Consider the following 19,401-nt stretch of genomic DNA (forward strand, 5'->3'; position numbering starts at 1 on the left):
GTCCATGTCAGTAGACCGCGCATCGCGCCCGGTCTAGAGCTTAGTCAGCACATCAACGTGCGAGTGCCATCCGATGAAGGCAATGTGACGGCATCTGCAAAAAAGGGGCAGAAATGCTTTGCGCCCCAGTCAAAACCGCGTCAAACGCGGAACTGTCCGACCAGCCGGTCAAGGCGCGAGCCCAGTTCGGCAAGACTGCGCGAGGTCTGCGCGCTCTGCCGGGTTTCATCGGCCACACTTTCGACTGCGCCGGCGATCTGATGAACGCTGCGATTGATTTCTTCGGCTACCGCAGTCTGCTCTTCGGCTGCGCTGGCAATCTGGGCGTTCATGGCATTGATCGTCGCGATCAACTCGCCAATGGTCCCCAGCGAAGTGCCCGCCTCGTTGGCTTGCGCGGAGGTGCCGTCACCCGCTTCGCTGGAACGGCGCATTGCGCTGACCGCTTCCTGAGTGCCCTGTTGCAAGCGATCGATCATGCCCTGGATTTCCTGGGTGCTCTGCTGGGTCCGGCTGGCCAGCGCCCTCACCTCATCGGCAACCACGGCAAACCCGCGACCGGCTTCGCCCGCCCTGGCGGCCTCAATGGCCGCGTTGAGTGCAAGCAGATTGGTCTGTTCGGCAATCGAGCGAATGACGCCCAGTACGCTGACGATAGAAGAAACGTCCTTTTGCAGCACATCAAGTGACGAGCCGCTTTTGCGAATATCGTCCACCAGCGCATGGATCTGCTTGATGCTGCCATCGACCACGCGCTTGGCGGCACGTCCCTGCTCATCGGTCTGTTGAGCGGCTACCGAAGCGCCTTGAGCGCTCTTGGCAACTTCCTGGGCAGCAGCCGACATCTCGTTGATCGCGGTCGCCACCTGATCGGTTTCGTGGCGCTGGCGGTCCATGGCGGTTTCCGAGCGTTGCGCCTGCGCCGAGACCTCACCCACCAGACCGTTTAGTTGCCCGGTCATCTCGGTTATCTGGCGCACCATGCCATGAATCTTGTCGACGAAGCGGTTGAACGAACCGGCCAGATCGCCCAACTCGTCGTTACTGCTAATGGCCAGACGTCGGGTGAGGTCACCCTCACCTGCGGCGATGTCATCCAGATTGTTTTTCATCAAACCGAGCGGCCGTAGCAAAGTACCGGTCAGCAACATCCCTATGATGCCAATGACGACCAGCACCAGCGCGGTGATCCCCAGAATGCTGTAGAGCATCTCTTGCAGGCGTGCTTCAACGTTCTGCCTGACTGCGGCAACCTGAGCATCAATGCCGTCGAGATTGACGGCAGAACCGATAACCAGGTCCCATTTAGGCAGGTAATCGGTGTAACCGATCTTGGGCACAGGTTCGGTCTTGCCCGGCAAAGCCGAGGAATACATCACGTAGTGAGTGCCGGCCTTACCGACTGCGACCAACTCACGGTTGATATAAACCCCGTTCGCATCCCGAGCATCGACGAAGCTTTTACCCAGGCCATCAGGACTGGTGCTTCGAAAGATGCGCACGACCTGTGAGTCGTAGCCGAAGAGGTAACCGTCCTTGCCGTAACTGACAGCAGAGAGCAGCTTGATGGCGTTGGCACGCGCCGCTTCATCGCCGGGCGCTGCTGCATCGTAGAGTGGCTTGATAGCGGTCATGGCAATTGCGACGTAGTTCTGCAGAGTTGCCTTGGCCTCGGACAGCAGCCGCTCTCGTGTATCGCTGACCTCACGCTCGGCCTGCTTGTGCAACATGAATACCGTCGTGGCGCTGATCACCAGCGCAAACACCAGAACCGGCAGGACTGCCAGTGACAAAACCTTGGCTTTCAGACTCAGACGCATAGGATTGGCCTTGTGGTTATTTTTATAAGTCAGCGGTGCCTGTCAAGCTATCGGCACCGTCAGCCTGACATTAAGACCTTTCCTGCTTTTTTGTATGAAAGCTCCGAGAATTACAGAAAGAATACCTTAAGGAGCGGTACGTTCCGGCAGGTCAATACGCACACGAAGCCCACTGACGGGACTTTCCAGCAATTGCAGTTGACCACCCCAGGCCTCAACGATGTCGCGCACGATCCCCAGACCGAGTCCGTGGCCAGTGATCTGCTCGTCAAGACGAGCGCCACGGCTGAAGACCTCTGCTCGTTGTGATTCAGGAATACCGGGGCCGTCGTCGTCAATCAACAGGCAGAACCCCTGCTCCTGGCGCAGGATGTTCAAACGCACCTCGCTATCGGCCCACTTGCAAGCGTTGTCCAGCAGGTTGCCCAGCAGCTCAAGAATGTCTTCACGGTCCCAGGGCAAGTACATACCGGGCTCGACATCATTGATCAACTGGAGATGGGCACCGTGAATCATGCCCAGCGTCGAGAAGAGCCCTGGCAGTTCGGTATCACAGTCAAAACGGGCGCCGGGTAACGCATCGCCGGAAAGACGAGCACGATCGAGCTCTCTCTCCAGACGCAGACGAATGTTTTCCAGCTGGTCCTGCAAGGTTTTGCGCAACGCGGGGTTGGCGTCCAGTTGCCCGCTGAGAGCGAGACTGAGCAAGACAGCAAGTGGCGTCTTCAGGGCGTGCCCGAGATTACCCAGTGCATTACGTGACCGCTTGAGGCTGTCTTCGGTGTGCGCAAGCAAGTGGTTGATCTGGGCAACCAGCGGCTCAAGCTCGAGCGGTACCTGATTATCCAGTTGCGAACGCTGGCCCTGCTGGAGCTGGAAAATCTGCTCGCGAACGGTTTCCAGAGGGCGAAGCGCCCTGCGCACCGTGATGCGCTGCAGGACCAGCACCAGAATCAACGCGGCAAGCCCGAGCCCCAGGCCAATCTGTTGCATAAGGCGAAAGCTTGCCCGGACCGGCGTGTAATCCTGCGCGACGGTGATTGAAATCTGCTTGCCGAACTTGCGGTACTCGCTGGTCAGCATCAACAGCGACTGCACGGTCTTGCCGAGCTCAAGGTTGGCATGCAACCCCACACCGGGCTGAGGCAGCTCAAAATCCCACAGCGAACGGGAGCGCCAGTGGCCCTGTGGCAAGTCCATCCGAAAATAGTGGCCGGACAGCGGGCGTTGATAAGCACCCGACAAGCGATGGTCATCCAGCTGCAGTCCGGCAGGGCCCCGCACCAGGGCGACCAGCAGGTTTTCGCTTTCATTGCGCAAACCTGACTCAAGGTAGCGCTGCAAACCCATCTCGAATAGCCACAGACTGGTCTGCGCCATGACCAGACCGACAACCACCATGACCGCGATCAGGCCCAGGCTCAACCGCCTTTGTATGGACTTCAACCCCCGGCTCCACCGTAAAGATAACCTTGGCCACGGCGCGTCTCGATCACCGCACGCCCCAGCTTGCGCCTCAGGTGATTGACGTGAACCTCGATGACGTTGGAGTCACGCTCGTTTTCACCGTCGTACAAATGCTCGGACAGATGGCTTTTGGAGAGGATCTGCCCAGGGTGGAGCATGAAGTAGCGCAGCAGACGAAACTCGGCAGACGTGAGCTGGATGTCGGTACCATCGCGACTGACGCACTGGCGCCCTTCGTCCAGATTGAGTCCGGCAGACTCCAGCGTAGGCTGGTTGGCCATGCCATGCGAACGGCGCAGCAGCGCCTGAATGCGCAATTGCAGCTCTTCAGGGTGGAAAGGTTTGGTCAGGTAGTCATCGGCACCGGCTTTCAGGCCTTCGATACGCTCCGCCCAAGAGCCCCTCGCCGTCAAAATCAGCACCGGTGTCGCCAGACCCTTACCGCGCCACTGCTGCAGAACTTCGAGCCCCGGCATGCCTGGCAGGCCCAGGTCGAGCACAATAAGGTCGTAGGGTTCGCTTGCGCCCTGATAGACAGCATCACGCCCATCAGCCAGCCAGTCGACCGCATAGCCTTGTCGTCCCAGCGCAGCCAGCAGCTCATCCGCCAGGGGAACATGGTCTTCAACCAGTAACAGGCGCATCAATCATCCTCGTCTTTCAGCAGTTTGCTGCTGCTCGCATCGAATTTAAGCTCGCGGACCACGCCTTGCGGGGTCAACAATTCAAACTCGTAAACGTACATGTTGTTTTTCTCTTCAAGCTCGGCTTCCAGCAAGCGGGCACCCGGATGAAGCCTCAACGCGCGCTCGATGAACTGCTCGAGCGGAAGAATGACACCGCGCTGCCGCAAACTGAGCGCTTCATCCTGATTCAAGTCTCTGGCGTACGCAAAAGAGCAGCCCAGACTCAGACCAAGGATGGCACAGAGACGCTTGTCGACCTTCATTAGTTATCCTGATGATTCCTGTAGACCTGGCCTGTGGCGGCGTCTAATTCGAGAACCCACTCAATATCCTGCGCATCACGCAGCTCGACATTGTAAACGTACCTGCCGTATATGTTCTTGAGTTGTGTACCGATGATGCTCGCGCCGGGGTGCTTGCTCAGTGCTTTGGCATCAAGCCTTTCACTAGTCTGCAGCGTGCCTGCATCACTGAGACGCAACACCTCCTGCGGATCGATGCCACGCGCCTGGGTCACACAGGTAGCCATGACCATGGTCAGGGCCGCAAGCAGGGTTGTCAGCGTTTTCATTGTTAGGAGGGTCCATAGCGGTCGATGCTTCTATGGTGTTTACCTTAACGGGTGCAACTTAACTCAAGCTGAATCGGTCTGGCCGAGTGCCATCAAAAACATGCCAAAAAGGTCATTAGGTCCAGGCCCTGCATGGCGTTTCAGGTCTTTGCTGTTAGACTCGACGCCTGCATTTATCGCGTCAGCGATCGCCATTTTTTCGGGGCAATACACAGTGGAAATCTTCAAAATTTCCACAGCCAGATCCCGCGCCCGACCGCCCCATCCCAATAAAAAGCCGAACCCCCTGCTTTTGAAGGCTTTCGTGTACCATCTTGTACCACTGCCAACCTTCCCTGCCTAAGCGAATTAGTACATCATTCAGTACATTTCATAGGATCAGTCCGAGGATGTACTGGTGGCACTGACAGACACAGCATTACGACAAGCTAAGCCAAAAGACAAAGCGTACACGTTGCCCGACTCCCTTGGGCTGAGCCTATACGTGGCACCTACCGCCATTAAGAGCTGGCATTTCCGTTTCACCTGGCTAGGTAAACAGGTTCGTATTTCGTTGGGCACATACCCAGAAATCGGCTTGAAAGAAGCGAGGATTAGGCGTGATGAAGCGCGCGAAGAGGTAGCGCGTGGAATAGATCCCCGCGAATCAAGGAAAGAAAAGAAGGCACTGCTTATAAATGCTCAGGGACATACCCTTCGCCGCGTTTACGAGGAATGGCTGGCATTCCGGAGAGGAAGCCTGAAACCAGGGTCACTGCGGATTATCAGTAATTCAATGGAGCTCGACTGGCTTCCATCCTTCGGTAATCGCCAGATGAACTCTATCACTCGCTCTGAAATTGTCAGCGTGATTCGCCGAATTGAAAAACGAGGATCCGTGACAACGGCCGTAAAGACTCGGCAGCGACTGAGCCAGATATTCCGATACGCAATCGCCACGGGCATCGTGGATACCAATCCGACGCTGGAAATGCATACCGTCACAGAGCGCATCACCCTCCAGCGCCACTTTCCGTTCTTGCCGTTTAGCGAGTTGCCGAAGACGATCTCCACTATTCTGGGTTGCTCCGCTGGCCAGCAGTACAAATCCGCCTTCATGATGATGATCTACTGCGCATCCCGCCCAGGAGAAGTGCGTCACGCCATGTGGAAGGAGATCGATTTCGACAATGCCATCTGGACGATTCCTGCCGGAAAAATGAAGATGCGCCGAGACCACGTGGTGCCACTGCCCAACCAAGCGATTGAACTGCTGAAGACCATGCTGCCGCTGACCGGGCACCTTGAGTACATTTTTGTGCATCGCAGCGATCCGACAAAGCCGGTCAGCACCAACTACGCCAACAACGTAATAGAGCTTTCTGGCCTGACCGGAATCCAGTCTCCGCACGGGTTCAGGCATTTATTCTCTACAGAGATGAATGGGCGTGGTTACAACCGCGACTGGATTGAGCGGCAGCTAGCGCATTCCGATACGAGTATCATCCGAGACACCTACAACCATGCCACCTATATAGAGCAGCGGCGCGAGATGATGCAGGACTGGGCAGACTTAGTCACCGTAGTGGTCTGATTATTCCAGCACTTGGAAAGAACAACTCAGGTTCTCAATCAACGCCTTCAGCAGTGGATGCTCACTCTTCTTGGTCAAAGTCATCTCGCAGCGTATCTGCTGAATGTATATCACGACCTGCAAGGACTGTGCGAAGCCGACGGACAGCGGAGGCCAACCAGTCAGATTCAGGCATACCACTCTGGCGCAGAAGCGCATTGGCCTTTTTCAAGACGGTGTCTGTCTCAAGCATTAGATCGAGAGTGCTCTTATCACAAATAATGCCAGGCGGCATTATCAACGCTGCAAACGAGACAATCGCTTCTATGCTATCCAGCTGCAATGTAAAGTCTTCCTTAAGCTTCGAATCCCAGTAGTTACTGTTCAATACACAAAAAATCAGTTCTGTGTCGGGGAGTTTCTTCAGCGCAGTACCATCCGCCACGGCATCGTGGTACCTGGGCAGTTCCTTATCACGCAGCGCTATGGTTTCGTCTTTTTCAAAAATGCAATCCCCTCTACCTCGATCACCATGGTTAGTCAGCCCATGAGCGAAGAGATGTTTCCTTAACAGCCAAGGGACGATCAAAAGATCTCCCCCTTCAATCAATACATGCACTATATGCCTTAAACGTCTGGATCCTTCAGAACCGTCTCGAGCAATTCGCCAGAGAGTGGCGCATGCATCGTCTACCAAGCTCCGCTCGACCTCTTCTCGTCTAATCCAATCATTTTCTCTGACAAGAGCACGGCCAAGCGCTAACCAGAAAATGCCATCACCCGCTTCCGGAAAGCTTGCCGAAAAATCTCCGACTCGATCTAACAGAGGACCAAGTCGATCGGTTTCTTTAACACGCCTTAGTTCTGCTTCCAACTCATCTACGTTGGTGAGCGACCAAAGCACTTCGATATCCCTTCTTGAGAAATCCCCAGGAGGGTTCCCGAGATAAAGTAGCCGGATAAGATTTCGACGCAAGGCAAGCCTATAGCCATTGAAAAACTCCGCAGATCCCTCGCGCCGTGCATTGAACCGGGTAAATAGCAACTGCAAGATATCAAGATGGCTTACTGCAGAACTCCCGAGAATATCAGTCAGAGTGCGCTCCTTGTCGGTCGCCAGGGCTCGCTGGCGCTGACGAGCGAGCATTTCTTCACCGCTCGGATCATCCACGAGTTGGCCGATGTTATCAGCAATACGCTCTCGGAGACTTGGAGCCTTGGTAACCAACCAACTATACGCCAGCACGTCAAACGGACAGATCTCGCCACGTACAATTTCCTCCAGCACGGCAAACGCTCCAATCAGTCGTTTGATCTCCCGAGGTGTACGAATAACCCTAAGCAGCTGATTGAGAATTTCAGTTTGGTAGGACTGGCTTTCTGCGGGCATTGTCACATCGTTATTACGCATAGCTTGAAGCAGCAGGTCGCGGGCCTCGTCCATAAACAAAGGGCGAAGTGGGATGGGGAACTGGATAATTTTCTCAAGATAGCTTTCACCAGCTTTTTGCTTCTCTTCAGGCGTACTGCCTTTGCCCAATGCCTGAGCCACACGACTGGGATCGTAAGCTACAAGGTAAGAAATGCCCTTGATATCCCCTACCGCTTTTACAAGCTGGGCAACTACTCGGACTTCCTCATCCTCGACACGATCTAGTTCGTCTATCAGCATCACAATAGCTATCTTGGCTTCTGCCAGCTTTGCCTCGAGATTCTTCCGCTCTTCGTTCGCCGACAGCCCCCTTGACTTGCTAAGGAAACGAACAACCTTTAGAACCCATTTTTTCCAGATCGCTGTCGCAGAGCCTGTTCCAACTACAAAGTCAATGACAACCGCGGTTGTAGCGCCCACAAATTCGATTGAGGCTTTGTACCGCGCCAAATGCACTAATAGCTTTCGAGCTTTTTCACTGGAACTGAAGCCAAGGGCCTCACGCAAAGCATTGAAATATGCTTCCACAACCTCATCTCGGCCTTTGAAGAGCCAAGGGTTCAGAGTCGCTACAGCCACGTGCTCCATCTGCTTGAGGTCATGTTCAAGCAGATTTAAAACACTGGACTTACCTAACCCCCACTCTCCCGTAAGACCTACCACGAATCCAGTCGCCCGTCGCGAGCGCACCTCACCTGTGCTCGTGTCGTAGTCGGTGTGAACAAGCGTCTTGACTAGGCTGGATATGAACGGGGCTCGCCCCAACGCATCGAATTCAGGCGCTGTAATAGCGCGGTCTTGACGCTCGGTGTGGTTTAAATTTTCCGACATAAAATCAATTCTTCCTTGGGACCAAGTGCATTCAGACGCGAGCTTTGTGTGCCTTTTTGCAATCCGGAAAGCTAGCAAACTATTGACTAGGGCATCGATAAAGCTGATGGCGCAATTTCGCCCGATCTCCCGACACCCCACAGACCAGCTGAGCTGCTTCAACGGAGCAGGCATGCTCCACGAATCGTGCCAATGTCTGATGGCGTGTGCTTCAGACCGGCAATTCTAAAGGGAAAACTTCTTTCCTGCAGGAAAAACTTATTACCGTCAGAGTTATAGAGATGGTGTTTTCGCCGGATGATGCTCGGGAGCGGATCGAGCCTGGGCTAACAGCTCAGAAAGCAGAGGACATAGCCAGGAAAGCATGCCGGCCGGCAAATGACTTTGAATGGTATCCGGTGGGAAAAGCTGTAGGGAGCGTAAAGAACCAAGGAGTAGATCTAATTAAGCCTTTCAGCAACTAACGCAGCCCCACTTCACTGGCATTCAATTTATAATTCGAGAGAATGAACACAGCACATACAAAAGCTCTTAGCTGTGTTCTATAAAACTGGGGACGTATCTAATTTTCCTTGCTTCGCTATCAATGGGTTTCTAGTACAAAAACTCATTGATAGCGACATAGGTAGCTAGACAGCTATTTAGAGCTGCCCATGGCTGCTGCTTGAACCGCCGCCTTCACATACTTTATGTGGAGGAACATTGGCGTGCTTCCGTGTTCATCAGGTTCATCAAGCTCTTGAAAACCCAATGCGTTATAGAAACCTACTGCGTTAGGAGCAGCGTCGAGAAAAATCCCCTTCACAGGAATCTCTCCATGCACCTTAAACACGCGCTGGAACGCCGTCATCAAGAGGGCTCGACCTATGCCAAGACCCTGATATTCTACGTCGACTCCCAACATAGCCAGCTTGATGACCTTCACCACCGGCATTATGTTACCTTCGGGGAGGAAGGTTTTCACACGAGCTTTGTCAAGCTCGGAAAAAGTCAGCGTGCAGAAACCTATCAGCTCCGCAGACTCTGAACACGCACCAATGCAGCTTACGTTTTCAGAGACGAGCGCACGCTTCAAGTTATCATGGTAATACTTGCTGATAACGGGAAGCCCGCAGTCGAAAGACTTACGGAAGCGATACTTATCAAGATTGACTAGTAGCGCGCTGTCAATCTTGTACTCTAGATTTACTTCGGTGTTCTCGTTGTCCATGTTGCCCTCTCATTAGTTTTAGTAGCTCTGGGGTTGGGGTTGCATCGGTATCTTCCTCGTTGAGGATTTCATGTAACCTAGAAAAAGCCTTCTCAGAAAGCTCAATTCTTCGGTGGTTTTCCATCACGACTTCAGCTTTTTCGAACGCTGAAGCCATTATGAAAGCTGTCATATCTAGACCTGAAACGGTTGCTGCTTTACGAATAAACTCTTTAGCGAAGTCAGTAGTTTTAATTTCCAAACGTGCAGTTTTACTGGGCTTCAACTTTTCGTCTAAAGTGGTCATATTTTCACCTTTTTGAACGTGTGCTACGATTTTTCCCTCAGGTTGTTTAAGACTTGTTCCAACAGCGCTTTAGCGCATCACATCGGCACGGGTTCGTCATAGCTGACATTGTCTTCCATCATATTTTAGGGTTGGGTTACCATTTTTTTGCTTCAGTTTTTTCACTTCTGTACGGATGATACCCGTACAGGGGAAGAAAGTCAAGCGCGTACGGGCATTAGCCGTACGCCTGCTACCACCCCCCCCTCTAGGGTAAAAGTCTCAAAAAAGCAGGCCAAGCTCCGATGGTTTCCAGTTAAGGACCACAAGCTCTCCAGTCACATCTGCAGATCCCTGTCGTTGGTTGCCAGTGGTGTACCGAACACCCAGCGTCTCAAAATGAAAACCCTCAAACACCCGCCGGATATCAAGGTGATCATTGATGCTCACCATCACCTTGCCTTTGCACCGGCGCATGAACTCAGCCATCCCCTCGTAATTCTCAAACGGAAAATCCACACCATACCCTGCCGTCTGCCAGTAAGGCGGATCCATGTAGTGAAATGTGTGAGGCCGGTCATAGCGCTCGGCACACTCCAGCCAAGGCAGGTTCTCCACATACGTACCTGACAAACGCTGCCAAGCCGCTGACAGGTTCTCCTCGATCCGCAGCAGATTGATCGCCGGCCCCGTCGTGGCAGTACCAAACGTCTGGCCACTCACCTTGCCGGCGAAGGCATGGTGCTGCAGGTAGAAGAACCGGGCGGCGCGCTGGATGTCGGTGAGCGTTTCAGGGCGGGTCATCTTCTGCCACTCAAATACCTGGCGCGAGCTGAGTGCCCATTTGAATTGGCGGACGAATTCTTCAAGGTGGTTTTGGACTACGCGATATAGCGTCACCAAATCACCGTTGATGTCGTTCAAGACCTCGACGGGAGCTGCTTGGGGACGCATGAAGTAGAGGGCCGCACCGCCAGCGAACACTTCGACGTAGCATTCGTGGGGTGGGAACAGCGGGATGAGGCGGTCGGCCAGGCGGCGTTTGCCGCCCATCCAAGGGATGATGGGTGTGGACATAAAAGCAAGACCTTTACTGTATATATGAACAGGTGCTAGGCTCTCTGCGCTTTGTGCACGAAGCGAGAGCCTTGGCTGGACTTGCAGGGGCAATCTGCGGGAACAGTGACCAGACGCGATGTTGACGCATCTCGACTGGTCGCTCTTTTCAATTTGTTGTAGTGACTCTTTCCGCTCAGGGCTGAATGGCCAATAGCTCGATCAGACCAAAACCTTCAAGGCACGCTCGTAGAGTATTCGCCGATCTGCCTGGCCATTGATGCCGCCGTTGATGCGTCTGGTGATCGCCAGGAACTCGCCTTTATCCGCCAAGGTATTGAGTCCAGCTCGGTGCCAGAACCAACCTGCCGACATGGCTGCATGCTCTGGTCGCTCCAGGAGTTCGGGGTGTTTGAGCAGATCCAGCCCTAATGCCTCTGCGCATGCGGCGTAGTTATCTCGCCCGGTGACCTGAATAAGCCCCCTGCCCCGATACAACTGACCATCATCATCGTCCTCTGGCGAGTTGCCCAAGCGTTCGGCCAGTCGCCCCGTGTCGTACTTGTCGAGGTAGTCATCGCTGCCCAGTTCGCGAACGTAGCGCAACTGGCCAGACTCATGGCCGATCTGGGCGATGAATGCGGCAATGCGCAACCTCGTGACAATCTGGTACTTGCTCATGGCCGTGTTGAGGACAGGAACAAAAACGCCAGCTCGGGAGCTGGCGTTGGGAAGGATCTGCAGCATCTGCTGCGTGGTAATCGACATGCGTGGTTCTCCTGATAAGTAGGTGCTGATCTGGCCGGTTAAAGCTGTACAACCTTGACCGGTTTCTTCTCTTTCTTTTTCTTGCCCTTCGCTTTGGCTTTCCCGGACTTGCCGCCGTTGCACTCCACCGTGGTGGTCCAGCCGGACTGGGTAAATACTTGTTCAACCGAGTCGACCAGGTATTCACCATCCAGACCGACCTTGAAGCCCTGAGCGTCGACCATCCGCTCGGCGAACAGGTCGATACGCCCGGCCATTTCCAACCGGACGCCTGCGGTGCTGCGATTGAATGCGGCAAGGCGCGCCTTCGCTGCCTGCTCTGCAGCAGATTTGTTCGGGTAGATGTGGCGGTCGGTGTGAACGGGAGGAAGGCCGTCAGGTGACTGATCGTTGGTCAGCTCAACGACCTTCAGCTTTCCCGTTTTCTTGTCCTGATGCTTGGTCTGTACGGCTTTTTGCGTGGTCTTGTCACTCAGGCGAAACTGCCAGCGCGCCACGTCATGCCTTTGAATCGTCACAACGCCCAATGCCTTACCACTTGCGCTCTCACCGCCTTGGCGTGGCAGCACCAACAGCTTGCCGTCTGCGACTTTCGCGGTGCAGTCGTGCTTCTTGGCCAGCCGGGTAATGAAGTTGTAGTCAGACTCGTCAAGCTGATCAGCGCGGGGCACCTTCGTTGCGACGTTACAGACAGGCTTCCAGCTATTTCGTGTCGCAACGTCATTCACGATCTGCTGCAGCGAGACGTCTTCCCAACTACCAGAACGAGTGGTCCTGCCGCTGCCACGCATATCGCTGGCCTTGCCGCGAATGACCAAAGTATCGGGAGGCCCGGACAACTCAATGTCATCCACGGTGTAAAGCCCCAGCCGCGTCAGTGGCTGCCCTTCGTAGCCCAGGTAAATCTCGATGTCTGCACCGCGTGAAGGCAGGGAGACCGCGCCGTCACGGTCGTCGATGCGCAGCTCAAACTCATCAGACTCCATGCCTGGCTTGTCACTTGTCCGAAGCAGCAACAAACGGTCATTGATCAGTGCCGTGATGTCGGTGCGGTCTGCAACGATTCGGAATGCAGGCTTCATGAGACCTTCTTAATAGCCATAGCAAGGCATGGCAGATTCACTAGAATCCGCCGCCGAGTGTTGATAAAAGTTGGATGTGAACCGGGTGTCGCTAGCCCCAGAGCTGAATGACTTCCTTGGTCTGGGTGAGCAGATCCGGCAGCAGGATCTGCACGCCAGCCCGGTAAGGTTGAGGCTCATCTGCCAAGCCTTGATTGGCGTCCAGCACCGCCTCGACGCTGCCGCTAAGGTGCCCGTAATACTGCTGACAGAGAGTGTCGAGCAGATCCCCGTCAGACGTTCTGCAGATCGTCGCCATAGCTTACAAACTCCAATGAAAAGCCCTGCTTGCGAGGGATGCCCCCAGCCAGCAGGTTGCTCTGTTCTTCATCCACACTCAGCAGGCACCAGTTGCCCAGCACCTCGCCATAGCCCGTTGTAAGGCTGAGCGGTTGCAGATTGCGACCCATGCTGCGCAGGGTGTTCAGTTGCTTGAGCCCACCTTTGAAGCCCGGAAAGATGGACCCTTTCAAACTCAGCTTGTCGTCGCCGAGCCCAACCGCCTGTTGCGCAATGCTGCGTGTCAGACGTTCTTGCCCGGCCCAGCGGAACGCAGTCTGTCTGCGCAGTTCGTCAAATGCCGCCGTGTCCAGGTTGAAGTAGTAAGGCTGCGCCTCGGGCTTGAGCGGCTGAATAATCAACAGGTGCGGAAACGGCTTTACCGCTTCCGGGGCCGGTGTGGCCTGCGAGGCAAAACTGCCGGTGGGCACGATGTTGCCCAGAGACGGGCTGATCTTCCCGGCAACCCGATTGATTGCCGCACTTGCCTTGGACGCTTGCTCTTTCAGTGTGCCAATACGCTCTTGCACCTGGGAAACCGCGCTGGTCGCACGCCCGTACATCGCCACCACCTGACCGACCTTTGCCTGCGCGACATTGATGCCACGCATGGTGCGCTGCAACTTCGCGCCTATGGCCGGACCGATGAAAGGGATGTTCTCCAGCTCTGAAGCCGCCCCGGTGATATCGCCGATGGCCCCATTCAAGGGGCCAACCATGTCATCCAGACTCCGGCGTCCTACCTCCCCCGCGGTAACCAAGTACTTCAACGACGACTGCAGTTGTTCTGCATAGGCCATGACCTTTCCTCACCCCACGTGTGGGTCATCAAACAATTGACGGGCTGACGCCTGCCGACTGAACTCTTCAAATTGACGCTGCAGAAACGGCGCGAGTTCTCGTGCCAGTTGCGCCGGATCCTTCACATCACCCTGTACGCTGACGGGCATGTTCGGCGAGAAGGTGAATTGCTGATCTATCTTCGCGGGCTCGGCCTTGCTTTGCTCGGCGGCCTTGATGACAGCAGGCAACGCCTGGGGTGGCCCAACCGCCGCCATCGCCTTGACCACATCGCCAGGCGCAGCAGACGGCTTGGTATCACCCGACTTGTCAGCAACAGCCTCAGCTTTGTCGTCTGAGCCAAACAGCGCTTTGCCCAGAAAGCCGCCGACGTCCTGACCACCCATGCCTCCGAGAAATGCGCCCACCAACCCGCCGATGGCGGTGCCAACAACGGGCACAATGGAGCCAATGGCCGCACCCGCCGCACCGCCCGCCAGCGCGCCGGCCAGTCCTCCGGCCGCGCCGCCGTAGCCCTCGGCCTTCTCGTCCTGAGTTTCGGCATTCTGGTACGTGTCCAGAGCCAGCATGCCCGCGTCCAGAAACTTGGCACCCGGAACCACCTTGGCAAGACCGCCCAACTTCCCGGCAGCTCCAGCCATACGCGCCAGTCGACCAGCGGGCACGGGAGGCGGAGGAGGAACAGGTGGCCTTGGTGGCATAGGTGGTCCACCGCGACGGCCACCAGCGCCACCCGCTCCGCCACGGCGGCGGCCGCGTCGAGACCGACGCTGATCACCCGGTGCATCTGAACCACCGCCAAAAGCATTGGCATTGACGACAAAGACTTTCTGCGGCTCCGAGCTGCTGCCGCCACCTTTTGCACCATCGCCGTCGTTACTGCCTTCGCCGAACAGATCCAGGATCTTCAGGCCGGTGTCGACAGGATCAAACCCGGTCTTGCCACCCTCGTCCGACTCATCGTCGTCACCGTCTGGCTTTTCCTTGTCGCCGTCCTGAGTCTTGCTTTTGTCCTGGCCCTTGGCTTTATCCTTGCCCTTGAAGGCCTTGAGGCCCGTCTCCAGCAGCCCTTTGACCGCACCGACTTTGCCCTCTGGTTTGTCATCCGTGTCCCCAGAGTTGGTCACAAAGACTTTCTGGACTTTGTTCGGGTTGCCGCCCAGCGAACCACGCCCAATGTTGAGCAGCCCTTTGCCGATTTTGAACACCCCGGCAGCAGACTTCAGTGCCAACAACCCGCCACCGATAGAGGCGATGGCCAGCACTACCGGTTTGGAAGTATCTGAGAGCGCTGTAAATTCCTTGGCCGTTGCTGTGATCCCTTTCGCAACGGCGTCGGTGACAGGTCGGATCGCGTCACCAATGCTGCGCATCGAGTCGTTGACCGACTGGAACGTCTCGGCCCAGATCTGCGACGATGTGCCACGACGCTCGGCCAGGTTCTTGTCGAGAATCCCTGAAGCATTCTGAGCGTCCTTTTTCAGTTGCTCGTACATGCCACGGTTCTGCGAGTAAGCCGTCAGCGCGGCCTTCACCTGCATGTCGGCGAACAGATCGCCGGTACGCAGTGCTTGCTCCAGCGAATCCAGCATTTCCTTCGCTTTTTTCGGATCAGCTTCCTTGCTGATCTTGGCCGTGGCCTCCTTCATTTTTTTGGCTTTTTCAGGGTCAGTCTTTTCGATGTAGTGCTGAGCCAGTGCAAAGCTGGACTCAAGCGTCGACATGCCCTTTTGGATGCCCGTGTTCAGCGAGCCCTGATAATCGATACCGACGTCCTTGTACGACTTCACCACGTCGGTGGAGCCGATCTTCTCCATCCAGTTTTTCAGGTTGTTGGCCGCTTCATCCGAGCCGCCGGCTGTTTTCATCTGCACCTGCAGCATCGCGCCGAGCTGGCTCACCGAGTCCATGCCCGTAACACCGAGCTTGCCCATACCTGCAAGCAGTTGCGGAAACCACTTCGCCATGTCGCTGGCTTCAAAACTACCCGCCTGGCCCTGCATGGCGACGGCCTCAAGGGCTTTTTCCATCATTTTCGGGTCGGTGATTTTGGCGTTCTGCTGCAGCGCCTGAATCATGTTGGCCGTATCGGTGCCGCTAGCCCCCTGCCCGACCGCAAACTTCGCAGCCACCGGCGCGTAGGACAGCGCCTTGTCCAGGCTCATGCCTGCACCGACCAGCTTGTTGACCAGGTCAGCCACGTCATTGCGCGCCATGCCCGTGTCTTGCGAAGTCTTGATCACCGAGGTGGTCAGCTCCGCTTCCTGCGGCTTGTTGGCCACACCGGCCTTGATCGCGATGTCCCGGATGATCGCCTGATAGTCGGCACTGATCTTGGTCGGTACGGCCAATGCGCCGACACCCGCGACGGCGGTGCCGATGCCCGACTTGAGCCCGGCCTTGCCCTGCTCGATCTGTTGGTGTCCCTTGACTTTAAGGTCAATGCCCTTGGCAACACGGTCCAGAGACTGATATTCCTGCCTGAGTTTGCCAACCTGAACGCCCTGCTTGCGTAAGACGTCGAGGTTGGTTTCAAGCTTGCGCAGTAAGCCGGATGCCGACGCTGCACCGCTGTCATGCGCTTTCTTCCACTCATCACGCAGCCGCATGGTTTCGCCGATGGTGTTTCTCAACACCTTGGCCTGACTACCCTGTTGCTCCAGCTTCTTGATACGGCCTTCGACGGTACTGAAGGCGGAACCCAGGGTGGAACTGACAGAGCCGCCAATCACCAGCCCTAATGCCAGATTGTTCGCCATCACTCACCTCAGATGTTGGGATGGGCTCAGTCCGTGAGCCACCAGATCATGTCCGAGAAAGACATGGACATGATTTCCGCCGACGAGAAGCCCAGCTCTTTTGCAAGCCGCTTGGCCGCCAGCTTCTGAAGTGCAGGCTCAAAGCTCGTCGTCTTGCACCAGACGAAAATAGCCCGCCTGCAGGCGGTTGTAGTCCTTGAGCGGCAGCCGCTCCAGATCCCCGCCGCCCACTTCGGCGAGCGAAGCGAAGAGGTTGATCTCCCGCTGTTCGGCATCACCGTTTGACGCCGCTTGCGCAGCACGCACATCTCGCACGGTCGGGGCTCGCAGGGTCAGGGTGTCCACCTGAACGCTGTTGACCTCGGCAGGCCTGGACAGCTTCACCGAAACGCTGTCGGCCGTCAGAGTCATCCAGCTCGGTTTGGTATTTGCTTGAGACACAGGAGTTTCCTTCTATCAGAGGCCGAGGGCCGAACGTTCTGCAGCGAGCTGGTCGACACCGTCGATAACCCGTTTCATGCCCAGTGCATCAATCTCGTAGATCAGACGGCCGTCCACTTCCAACTTGTAGTAAGTGAGCGCGACCGCGTGTTTGATCTCGGACTTGTCACCGGGCTTCCAGTCCCCCATGTCGACCTCTTTGAGCCGACCACGCAGTGTGACCACGACCGGGGTGACCTTGCCTTTCAGGCCCTTGAACGCACCACGGAATACGCCGTTGAACGCAGTGCCATCTGCCAGGCCGAAAAACTTCAAGGACTCACGGCGCACGCCCGTGGTGGTGAAGTTGGCCTCCTGCTTTTCCATGCCCATGTCCAGCTCGACCGGCAAGTCCATGCCACCGGCACGGTGTTCTTCAGTCTTGAGCGTCAGCTTGGGCAGGGTCAGGCTGGAAACGTCGCCTTGGAAGCTGACACCGTCCACGAACAGGTTCAGGTTGCTCAGTGTTTCGGGAATCATTGCCATCGTTGCAGCTCCTTAAGCGGCAGAGTCGAGTACTTCGGTCAGCCATTGATTGGTGACTTCAACGCGGAAGTTGGGGTTTTCGGCAGGTGGCACATCGGTGAATCGAATGTTCCAGAACACCTTGCCCTGCTCCAGTTGGCTGGCCGTGTTCAGCTCGGTGTCCGCGAACACTTCAAAGTTGATGATCGCACCCTGATTTTTCAGGTCACGCATGAACGCCTGCAGGCCCTCAGTAACATCCTTGATGTAGGTCGCGGTGATCGAGCGGTCTACTGCCCACTTGTGCCCATAGAGAATCGCGTCCATAACGATGTCCATGGTGCGCACGCGGGTGACGAACGCCCACTTGGGATCGCTGCTGAGCGTGCGGTTGCCCCAGAGGCGATAGCCGTCGTCGCGAATGATGGTGGCGATGTTCGCGTTGTTGAGCAGATTCGCCCGGCAAGTTTCATCACCGTCCAGAAACTCGATGGGCCGCTTGGTGCCCGTGATGCCCACGAACTCTTTGTTGGACGGCGAGGCCCAGAAGCCGTACTCCGCGTCGGTCCAGGCGAACAAGCCTGCCACCCAGGCGGAGCCCGGCGCATCTATTGTCTTGCTGGCCGCTGTATCCCAGTACTGGACACCGGGGTCGACCATGAAAGAGCGCTTGCCGCCGAAGTTCTTGGCATACGCCATGACCGCTTCGTCTGTGGTGTTGGGGCCATCGAATATCGGCAGCGCCCGCAGTTTATCTGCCAGTGCAGCCATGGCGGTGCCGACCGCCAGGATCGAGCTGTGCTTGGGCGCAATCAGCAGTCGCGGCTGGGCATTGAAGCGGCTCTTGCCGTCGAGCAGTGCCTGGAGCCCGGTACGTGTGCCATCGGCTTTGACACCGCCGATGATGGCGGAGGTCTGCAAGGCTGCATCGTCCAGTTTGGCAACGCCGCACGCAACGATCACCGCCTTGGCCCGCACGTAGACCGCCTGACAGGCTTTGGTGATCGCCGAGTCAGGACCAAACGCTGCAATGGCTTCGCGCTCGGACGTGATCAGCACCAGGTCGTTGACCTTGGCGCTGTTGGACGGAGCCTCGGTAAACGTATCGACCAGACCGATGATCGAGGACGTGGGCAATGAAATGGTACGTGCGCCCGTGTCGACGGCCGTCATCGTCACGCCGTGGAAGAAACTCATAAGACGATCTCCAGAAACTAAAAAACCCCGATTAGCGGGGTTGGTGGTGGAATGCGAGTAGCGGGTAAGAAAACGCCCCGTCAGTGCGGGGCGTTAGGTGCTTTGCTGATCGTCGTCGCTGACGTCCTGCGCGGGGGCTTCCGGCTCGGGCGGCTCGTATACGAACGGATTCGCAGGCGGCGTAGGCCATTCAAAGTCCAGCGGGTAGCCAGGCTTCGTATCGAGCTGGCCGAGCTGCACGCGATACAGACGATACGCATCAATCTCAGCCCTGACAGCGGGCAGCGCTTTGCGCTGGTCGTCGGTCGCCATATCCAGTGACACGGCGTCCTGCAACTCCTCGTACTGATTGACCAGCTCGTCAATACGGGCAGTGGCCGCAGCCGAACGGTCGCCACGAGCGCACATGACCTGCACACGCACCAGCTCAATCGGCGTGTCTTGAACCGGGCCAAACTCACCCGCCAGGGCTCGTTCGTAAAGTTCTACACCGTGGGGCTCAGGATCGTGGGGAGACGCCGTGAACGGTAACTCCCCATGTGTTTCCTCCAGCCCCTCGAAAACCACCATCAATTCGATGGTAGCGCGGGCCTGAGAAGACCAGTACGGATTGCGGGCATTTAATACATTGGACATAGTTA

At 56.2% G+C, this 19,401-nt stretch carries 20 protein-coding genes; 1 reads left to right on the forward strand and 19 read right to left on the reverse strand.

The features are described from left to right. Positions 1-140 precede the first annotated feature (140 nt). The 6 genes from PSPTO_RS17465 to PSPTO_RS17490 form a co-directional block, all read right to left on the reverse strand. Entirely contained in the window at positions 141-1,820 is a 1,680-nt protein-coding gene (locus tag PSPTO_RS17465) for a methyl-accepting chemotaxis protein (protein ID WP_011104517.1), read from the reverse strand. A 126-nt stretch (positions 1,821-1,946) separates the two neighbouring features. Next, entirely contained in the window at positions 1,947-3,266 is a 1,320-nt protein-coding gene (locus PSPTO_RS17470; protein ID WP_011104518.1) for an ATP-binding protein, read from the reverse strand. Then, positions 3,263-3,931, reverse strand: a complete 669-nt coding sequence (locus tag PSPTO_RS17475; RefSeq protein ID WP_007246025.1) for a response regulator transcription factor — start codon at positions 3,929-3,931, stop codon at positions 3,263-3,265. Before PSPTO_RS17475 ends, PSPTO_RS17470 begins: the two co-directional genes overlap by 4 nt. Next, positions 3,931-4,236: a PepSY domain-containing protein gene (locus PSPTO_RS17480; RefSeq protein ID WP_005767446.1), complete on the reverse strand. Its 306-nt coding sequence runs from the start codon at positions 4,234-4,236 to the stop codon at positions 3,931-3,933. Before PSPTO_RS17480 ends, PSPTO_RS17475 begins: the two co-directional genes overlap by 1 nt. Beyond that, positions 4,236-4,544 (reverse strand): PepSY domain-containing protein, encoded by a 309-nt coding sequence (locus tag PSPTO_RS17485; RefSeq protein ID WP_005767449.1) that lies wholly within the window; start codon positions 4,542-4,544, stop codon positions 4,236-4,238. Before PSPTO_RS17485 ends, PSPTO_RS17480 begins: the two co-directional genes overlap by 1 nt. A gap of 63 nt (positions 4,545-4,607) precedes the next feature. Then, entirely contained in the window at positions 4,608-4,781 is a 174-nt protein-coding gene (locus PSPTO_RS17490) for a hypothetical protein (protein ID WP_226992638.1), read from the reverse strand. Between the two features lie 160 nt (positions 4,782-4,941). Between PSPTO_RS17490 and PSPTO_RS17495 the strand changes: the two genes are divergently transcribed. Then, positions 4,942-6,117 (forward strand): tyrosine-type recombinase/integrase, encoded by a 1,176-nt coding sequence (locus tag PSPTO_RS17495; protein ID WP_011104519.1) that lies wholly within the window; start codon positions 4,942-4,944, stop codon positions 6,115-6,117. Positions 6,118-6,178: 61 nt separating this feature from the next. On the opposite strand, the gene PSPTO_RS17500 is transcribed toward PSPTO_RS17495, so the two are convergent. The 13 genes from PSPTO_RS17500 to PSPTO_RS17560 form a co-directional block, all read right to left on the reverse strand. Further along, positions 6,179-8,359, reverse strand: a complete 2,181-nt coding sequence (locus PSPTO_RS17500; RefSeq protein WP_057443156.1) for a KAP family NTPase — start codon at positions 8,357-8,359, stop codon at positions 6,179-6,181. 637 nt (positions 8,360-8,996) lie between these two features. Next, positions 8,997-9,569, reverse strand: coding sequence for a GNAT family N-acetyltransferase (locus tag PSPTO_RS17505; RefSeq protein ID WP_057443158.1), 573 nt, complete (start codon positions 9,567-9,569; stop codon positions 8,997-8,999). Continuing rightward, entirely contained in the window at positions 9,526-9,855 is a 330-nt protein-coding gene (locus PSPTO_RS17510) for a DUF1778 domain-containing protein (RefSeq protein ID WP_005767458.1), read from the reverse strand. The genes PSPTO_RS17505 and PSPTO_RS17510 overlap by 44 nt, the downstream gene beginning before the upstream one ends. 261 nt (positions 9,856-10,116) lie before the next feature. Further along, on the reverse strand, positions 10,117-10,911 hold the full coding sequence (locus tag PSPTO_RS17515) for a DNA adenine methylase (protein ID WP_011104521.1): 795 nt from the start codon (positions 10,909-10,911) through the stop codon (positions 10,117-10,119). Between the two features lie 201 nt (positions 10,912-11,112). Then, the gene (locus PSPTO_RS17520) at positions 11,113-11,658 is read right to left on the reverse strand and encodes a glycoside hydrolase family 19 protein (protein WP_011104522.1); all 546 of its coding nucleotides are present in this window, start codon (positions 11,656-11,658) and stop codon (positions 11,113-11,115) included. A 38-nt stretch (positions 11,659-11,696) separates the two neighbouring features. After that, complete coding sequence (locus PSPTO_RS17525; RefSeq protein ID WP_011104523.1) at positions 11,697-12,740, reverse strand: phage late control D family protein; 1,044 nt, start codon at positions 12,738-12,740, stop codon at positions 11,697-11,699. Between the two features lie 91 nt (positions 12,741-12,831). Then, on the reverse strand, positions 12,832-13,038 hold the full coding sequence (locus tag PSPTO_RS17530; protein ID WP_011104524.1) for a tail protein X: 207 nt from the start codon (positions 13,036-13,038) through the stop codon (positions 12,832-12,834). Further along, positions 13,013-13,858 carry a phage tail protein gene (locus tag PSPTO_RS17535; protein WP_057443159.1) on the reverse strand — a complete coding sequence of 282 codons (846 nt, stop codon included), beginning with the start codon at positions 13,856-13,858 and terminating at the stop codon, positions 13,013-13,015. The genes PSPTO_RS17530 and PSPTO_RS17535 overlap by 26 nt, the downstream gene beginning before the upstream one ends. 9 nt (positions 13,859-13,867) lie before the next feature. Next, a complete protein-coding gene (locus tag PSPTO_RS17540) occupies positions 13,868-16,618 on the reverse strand; it encodes a phage tail tape measure protein (protein WP_011104526.1) in 2,751 nt (916 codons plus the stop codon). 138 nt (positions 16,619-16,756) lie between these two features. Next, positions 16,757-17,059: a phage tail assembly protein gene (locus PSPTO_RS17545; protein ID WP_011104527.1), complete on the reverse strand. Its 303-nt coding sequence runs from the start codon at positions 17,057-17,059 to the stop codon at positions 16,757-16,759. 15 nt (positions 17,060-17,074) lie between these two features. After that, the gene (locus tag PSPTO_RS17550) at positions 17,075-17,584 is read right to left on the reverse strand and encodes a phage major tail tube protein (protein ID WP_007247634.1); all 510 of its coding nucleotides are present in this window, start codon (positions 17,582-17,584) and stop codon (positions 17,075-17,077) included. A 12-nt stretch (positions 17,585-17,596) separates the two neighbouring features. After that, entirely contained in the window at positions 17,597-18,760 is a 1,164-nt protein-coding gene (locus PSPTO_RS17555) for a phage tail sheath C-terminal domain-containing protein (protein WP_011104528.1), read from the reverse strand. A gap of 93 nt (positions 18,761-18,853) precedes the next feature. Beyond that, complete coding sequence (locus PSPTO_RS17560) at positions 18,854-19,396, reverse strand: tail fiber assembly protein (protein ID WP_004407132.1); 543 nt, start codon at positions 19,394-19,396, stop codon at positions 18,854-18,856. Positions 19,397-19,401 lie beyond the last annotated feature (5 nt).

It is taken from the genome of Pseudomonas syringae pv. tomato str. DC3000, assembly GCF_000007805.1.
GTDB lineage: Bacteria > Pseudomonadota > Gammaproteobacteria > Pseudomonadales > Pseudomonadaceae > Aquipseudomonas > Aquipseudomonas avellanae.

Excerpts from the sequence above, each read along its gene's own strand:
- PSPTO_RS17515 (WP_011104521.1), bottom strand. The coding sequence starts at position 10,911 with ATGTCCACACCCATCATCCCTTGGATGGGCGGCAAACGCCGCCTGGCC.
- PSPTO_RS17540 (WP_011104526.1), bottom strand. The coding sequence starts at position 16,618 with ATGGCGAACAATCTGGCATTAGGGCTGGTGATTGGCGGCTCTGTCAGT.
- PSPTO_RS17530 (WP_011104524.1), bottom strand. The coding sequence starts at position 13,038 with ATGGCGACGATCTGCAGAACGTCTGACGGGGATCTGCTCGACACTCTC.
- PSPTO_RS17500 (WP_057443156.1), bottom strand. The coding sequence starts at position 8,359 with ATGTCGGAAAATTTAAACCACACCGAGCGTCAAGACCGCGCTATTACA.
- PSPTO_RS17550 (WP_007247634.1), bottom strand. The coding sequence starts at position 17,584 with ATGGCAATGATTCCCGAAACACTGAGCAACCTGAACCTGTTCGTGGAC.
- PSPTO_RS17560 (WP_004407132.1), bottom strand. The coding sequence starts at position 19,396 with ATGTCCAATGTATTAAATGCCCGCAATCCGTACTGGTCTTCTCAGGCC.
- PSPTO_RS17520 (WP_011104522.1), bottom strand. The coding sequence starts at position 11,658 with ATGTCGATTACCACGCAGCAGATGCTGCAGATCCTTCCCAACGCCAGC.
- PSPTO_RS17505 (WP_057443158.1), bottom strand. The coding sequence starts at position 9,569 with ATGGACAACGAGAACACCGAAGTAAATCTAGAGTACAAGATTGACAGC.
- PSPTO_RS17475 (WP_007246025.1), bottom strand. The coding sequence starts at position 3,931 with ATGCGCCTGTTACTGGTTGAAGACCATGTTCCCCTGGCGGATGAGCTG.
- PSPTO_RS17465 (WP_011104517.1), bottom strand. The coding sequence starts at position 1,820 with ATGCGTCTGAGTCTGAAAGCCAAGGTTTTGTCACTGGCAGTCCTGCCG.
- PSPTO_RS17480 (WP_005767446.1), bottom strand. The coding sequence starts at position 4,236 with ATGAAGGTCGACAAGCGTCTCTGTGCCATCCTTGGTCTGAGTCTGGGC.
- PSPTO_RS17535 (WP_057443159.1), bottom strand. The coding sequence starts at position 13,858 with ATGGCCTATGCAGAACAACTGCAGTCGTCGTTGAAGTACTTGGTTACC.
- PSPTO_RS17525 (WP_011104523.1), bottom strand. The coding sequence starts at position 12,740 with ATGAAGCCTGCATTCCGAATCGTTGCAGACCGCACCGACATCACGGCA.
- PSPTO_RS17510 (WP_005767458.1), bottom strand. The coding sequence starts at position 9,855 with ATGACCACTTTAGACGAAAAGTTGAAGCCCAGTAAAACTGCACGTTTG.
- PSPTO_RS17555 (WP_011104528.1), bottom strand. The coding sequence starts at position 18,760 with ATGAGTTTCTTCCACGGCGTGACGATGACGGCCGTCGACACGGGCGCA.
- PSPTO_RS17485 (WP_005767449.1), bottom strand. The coding sequence starts at position 4,544 with ATGAAAACGCTGACAACCCTGCTTGCGGCCCTGACCATGGTCATGGCT.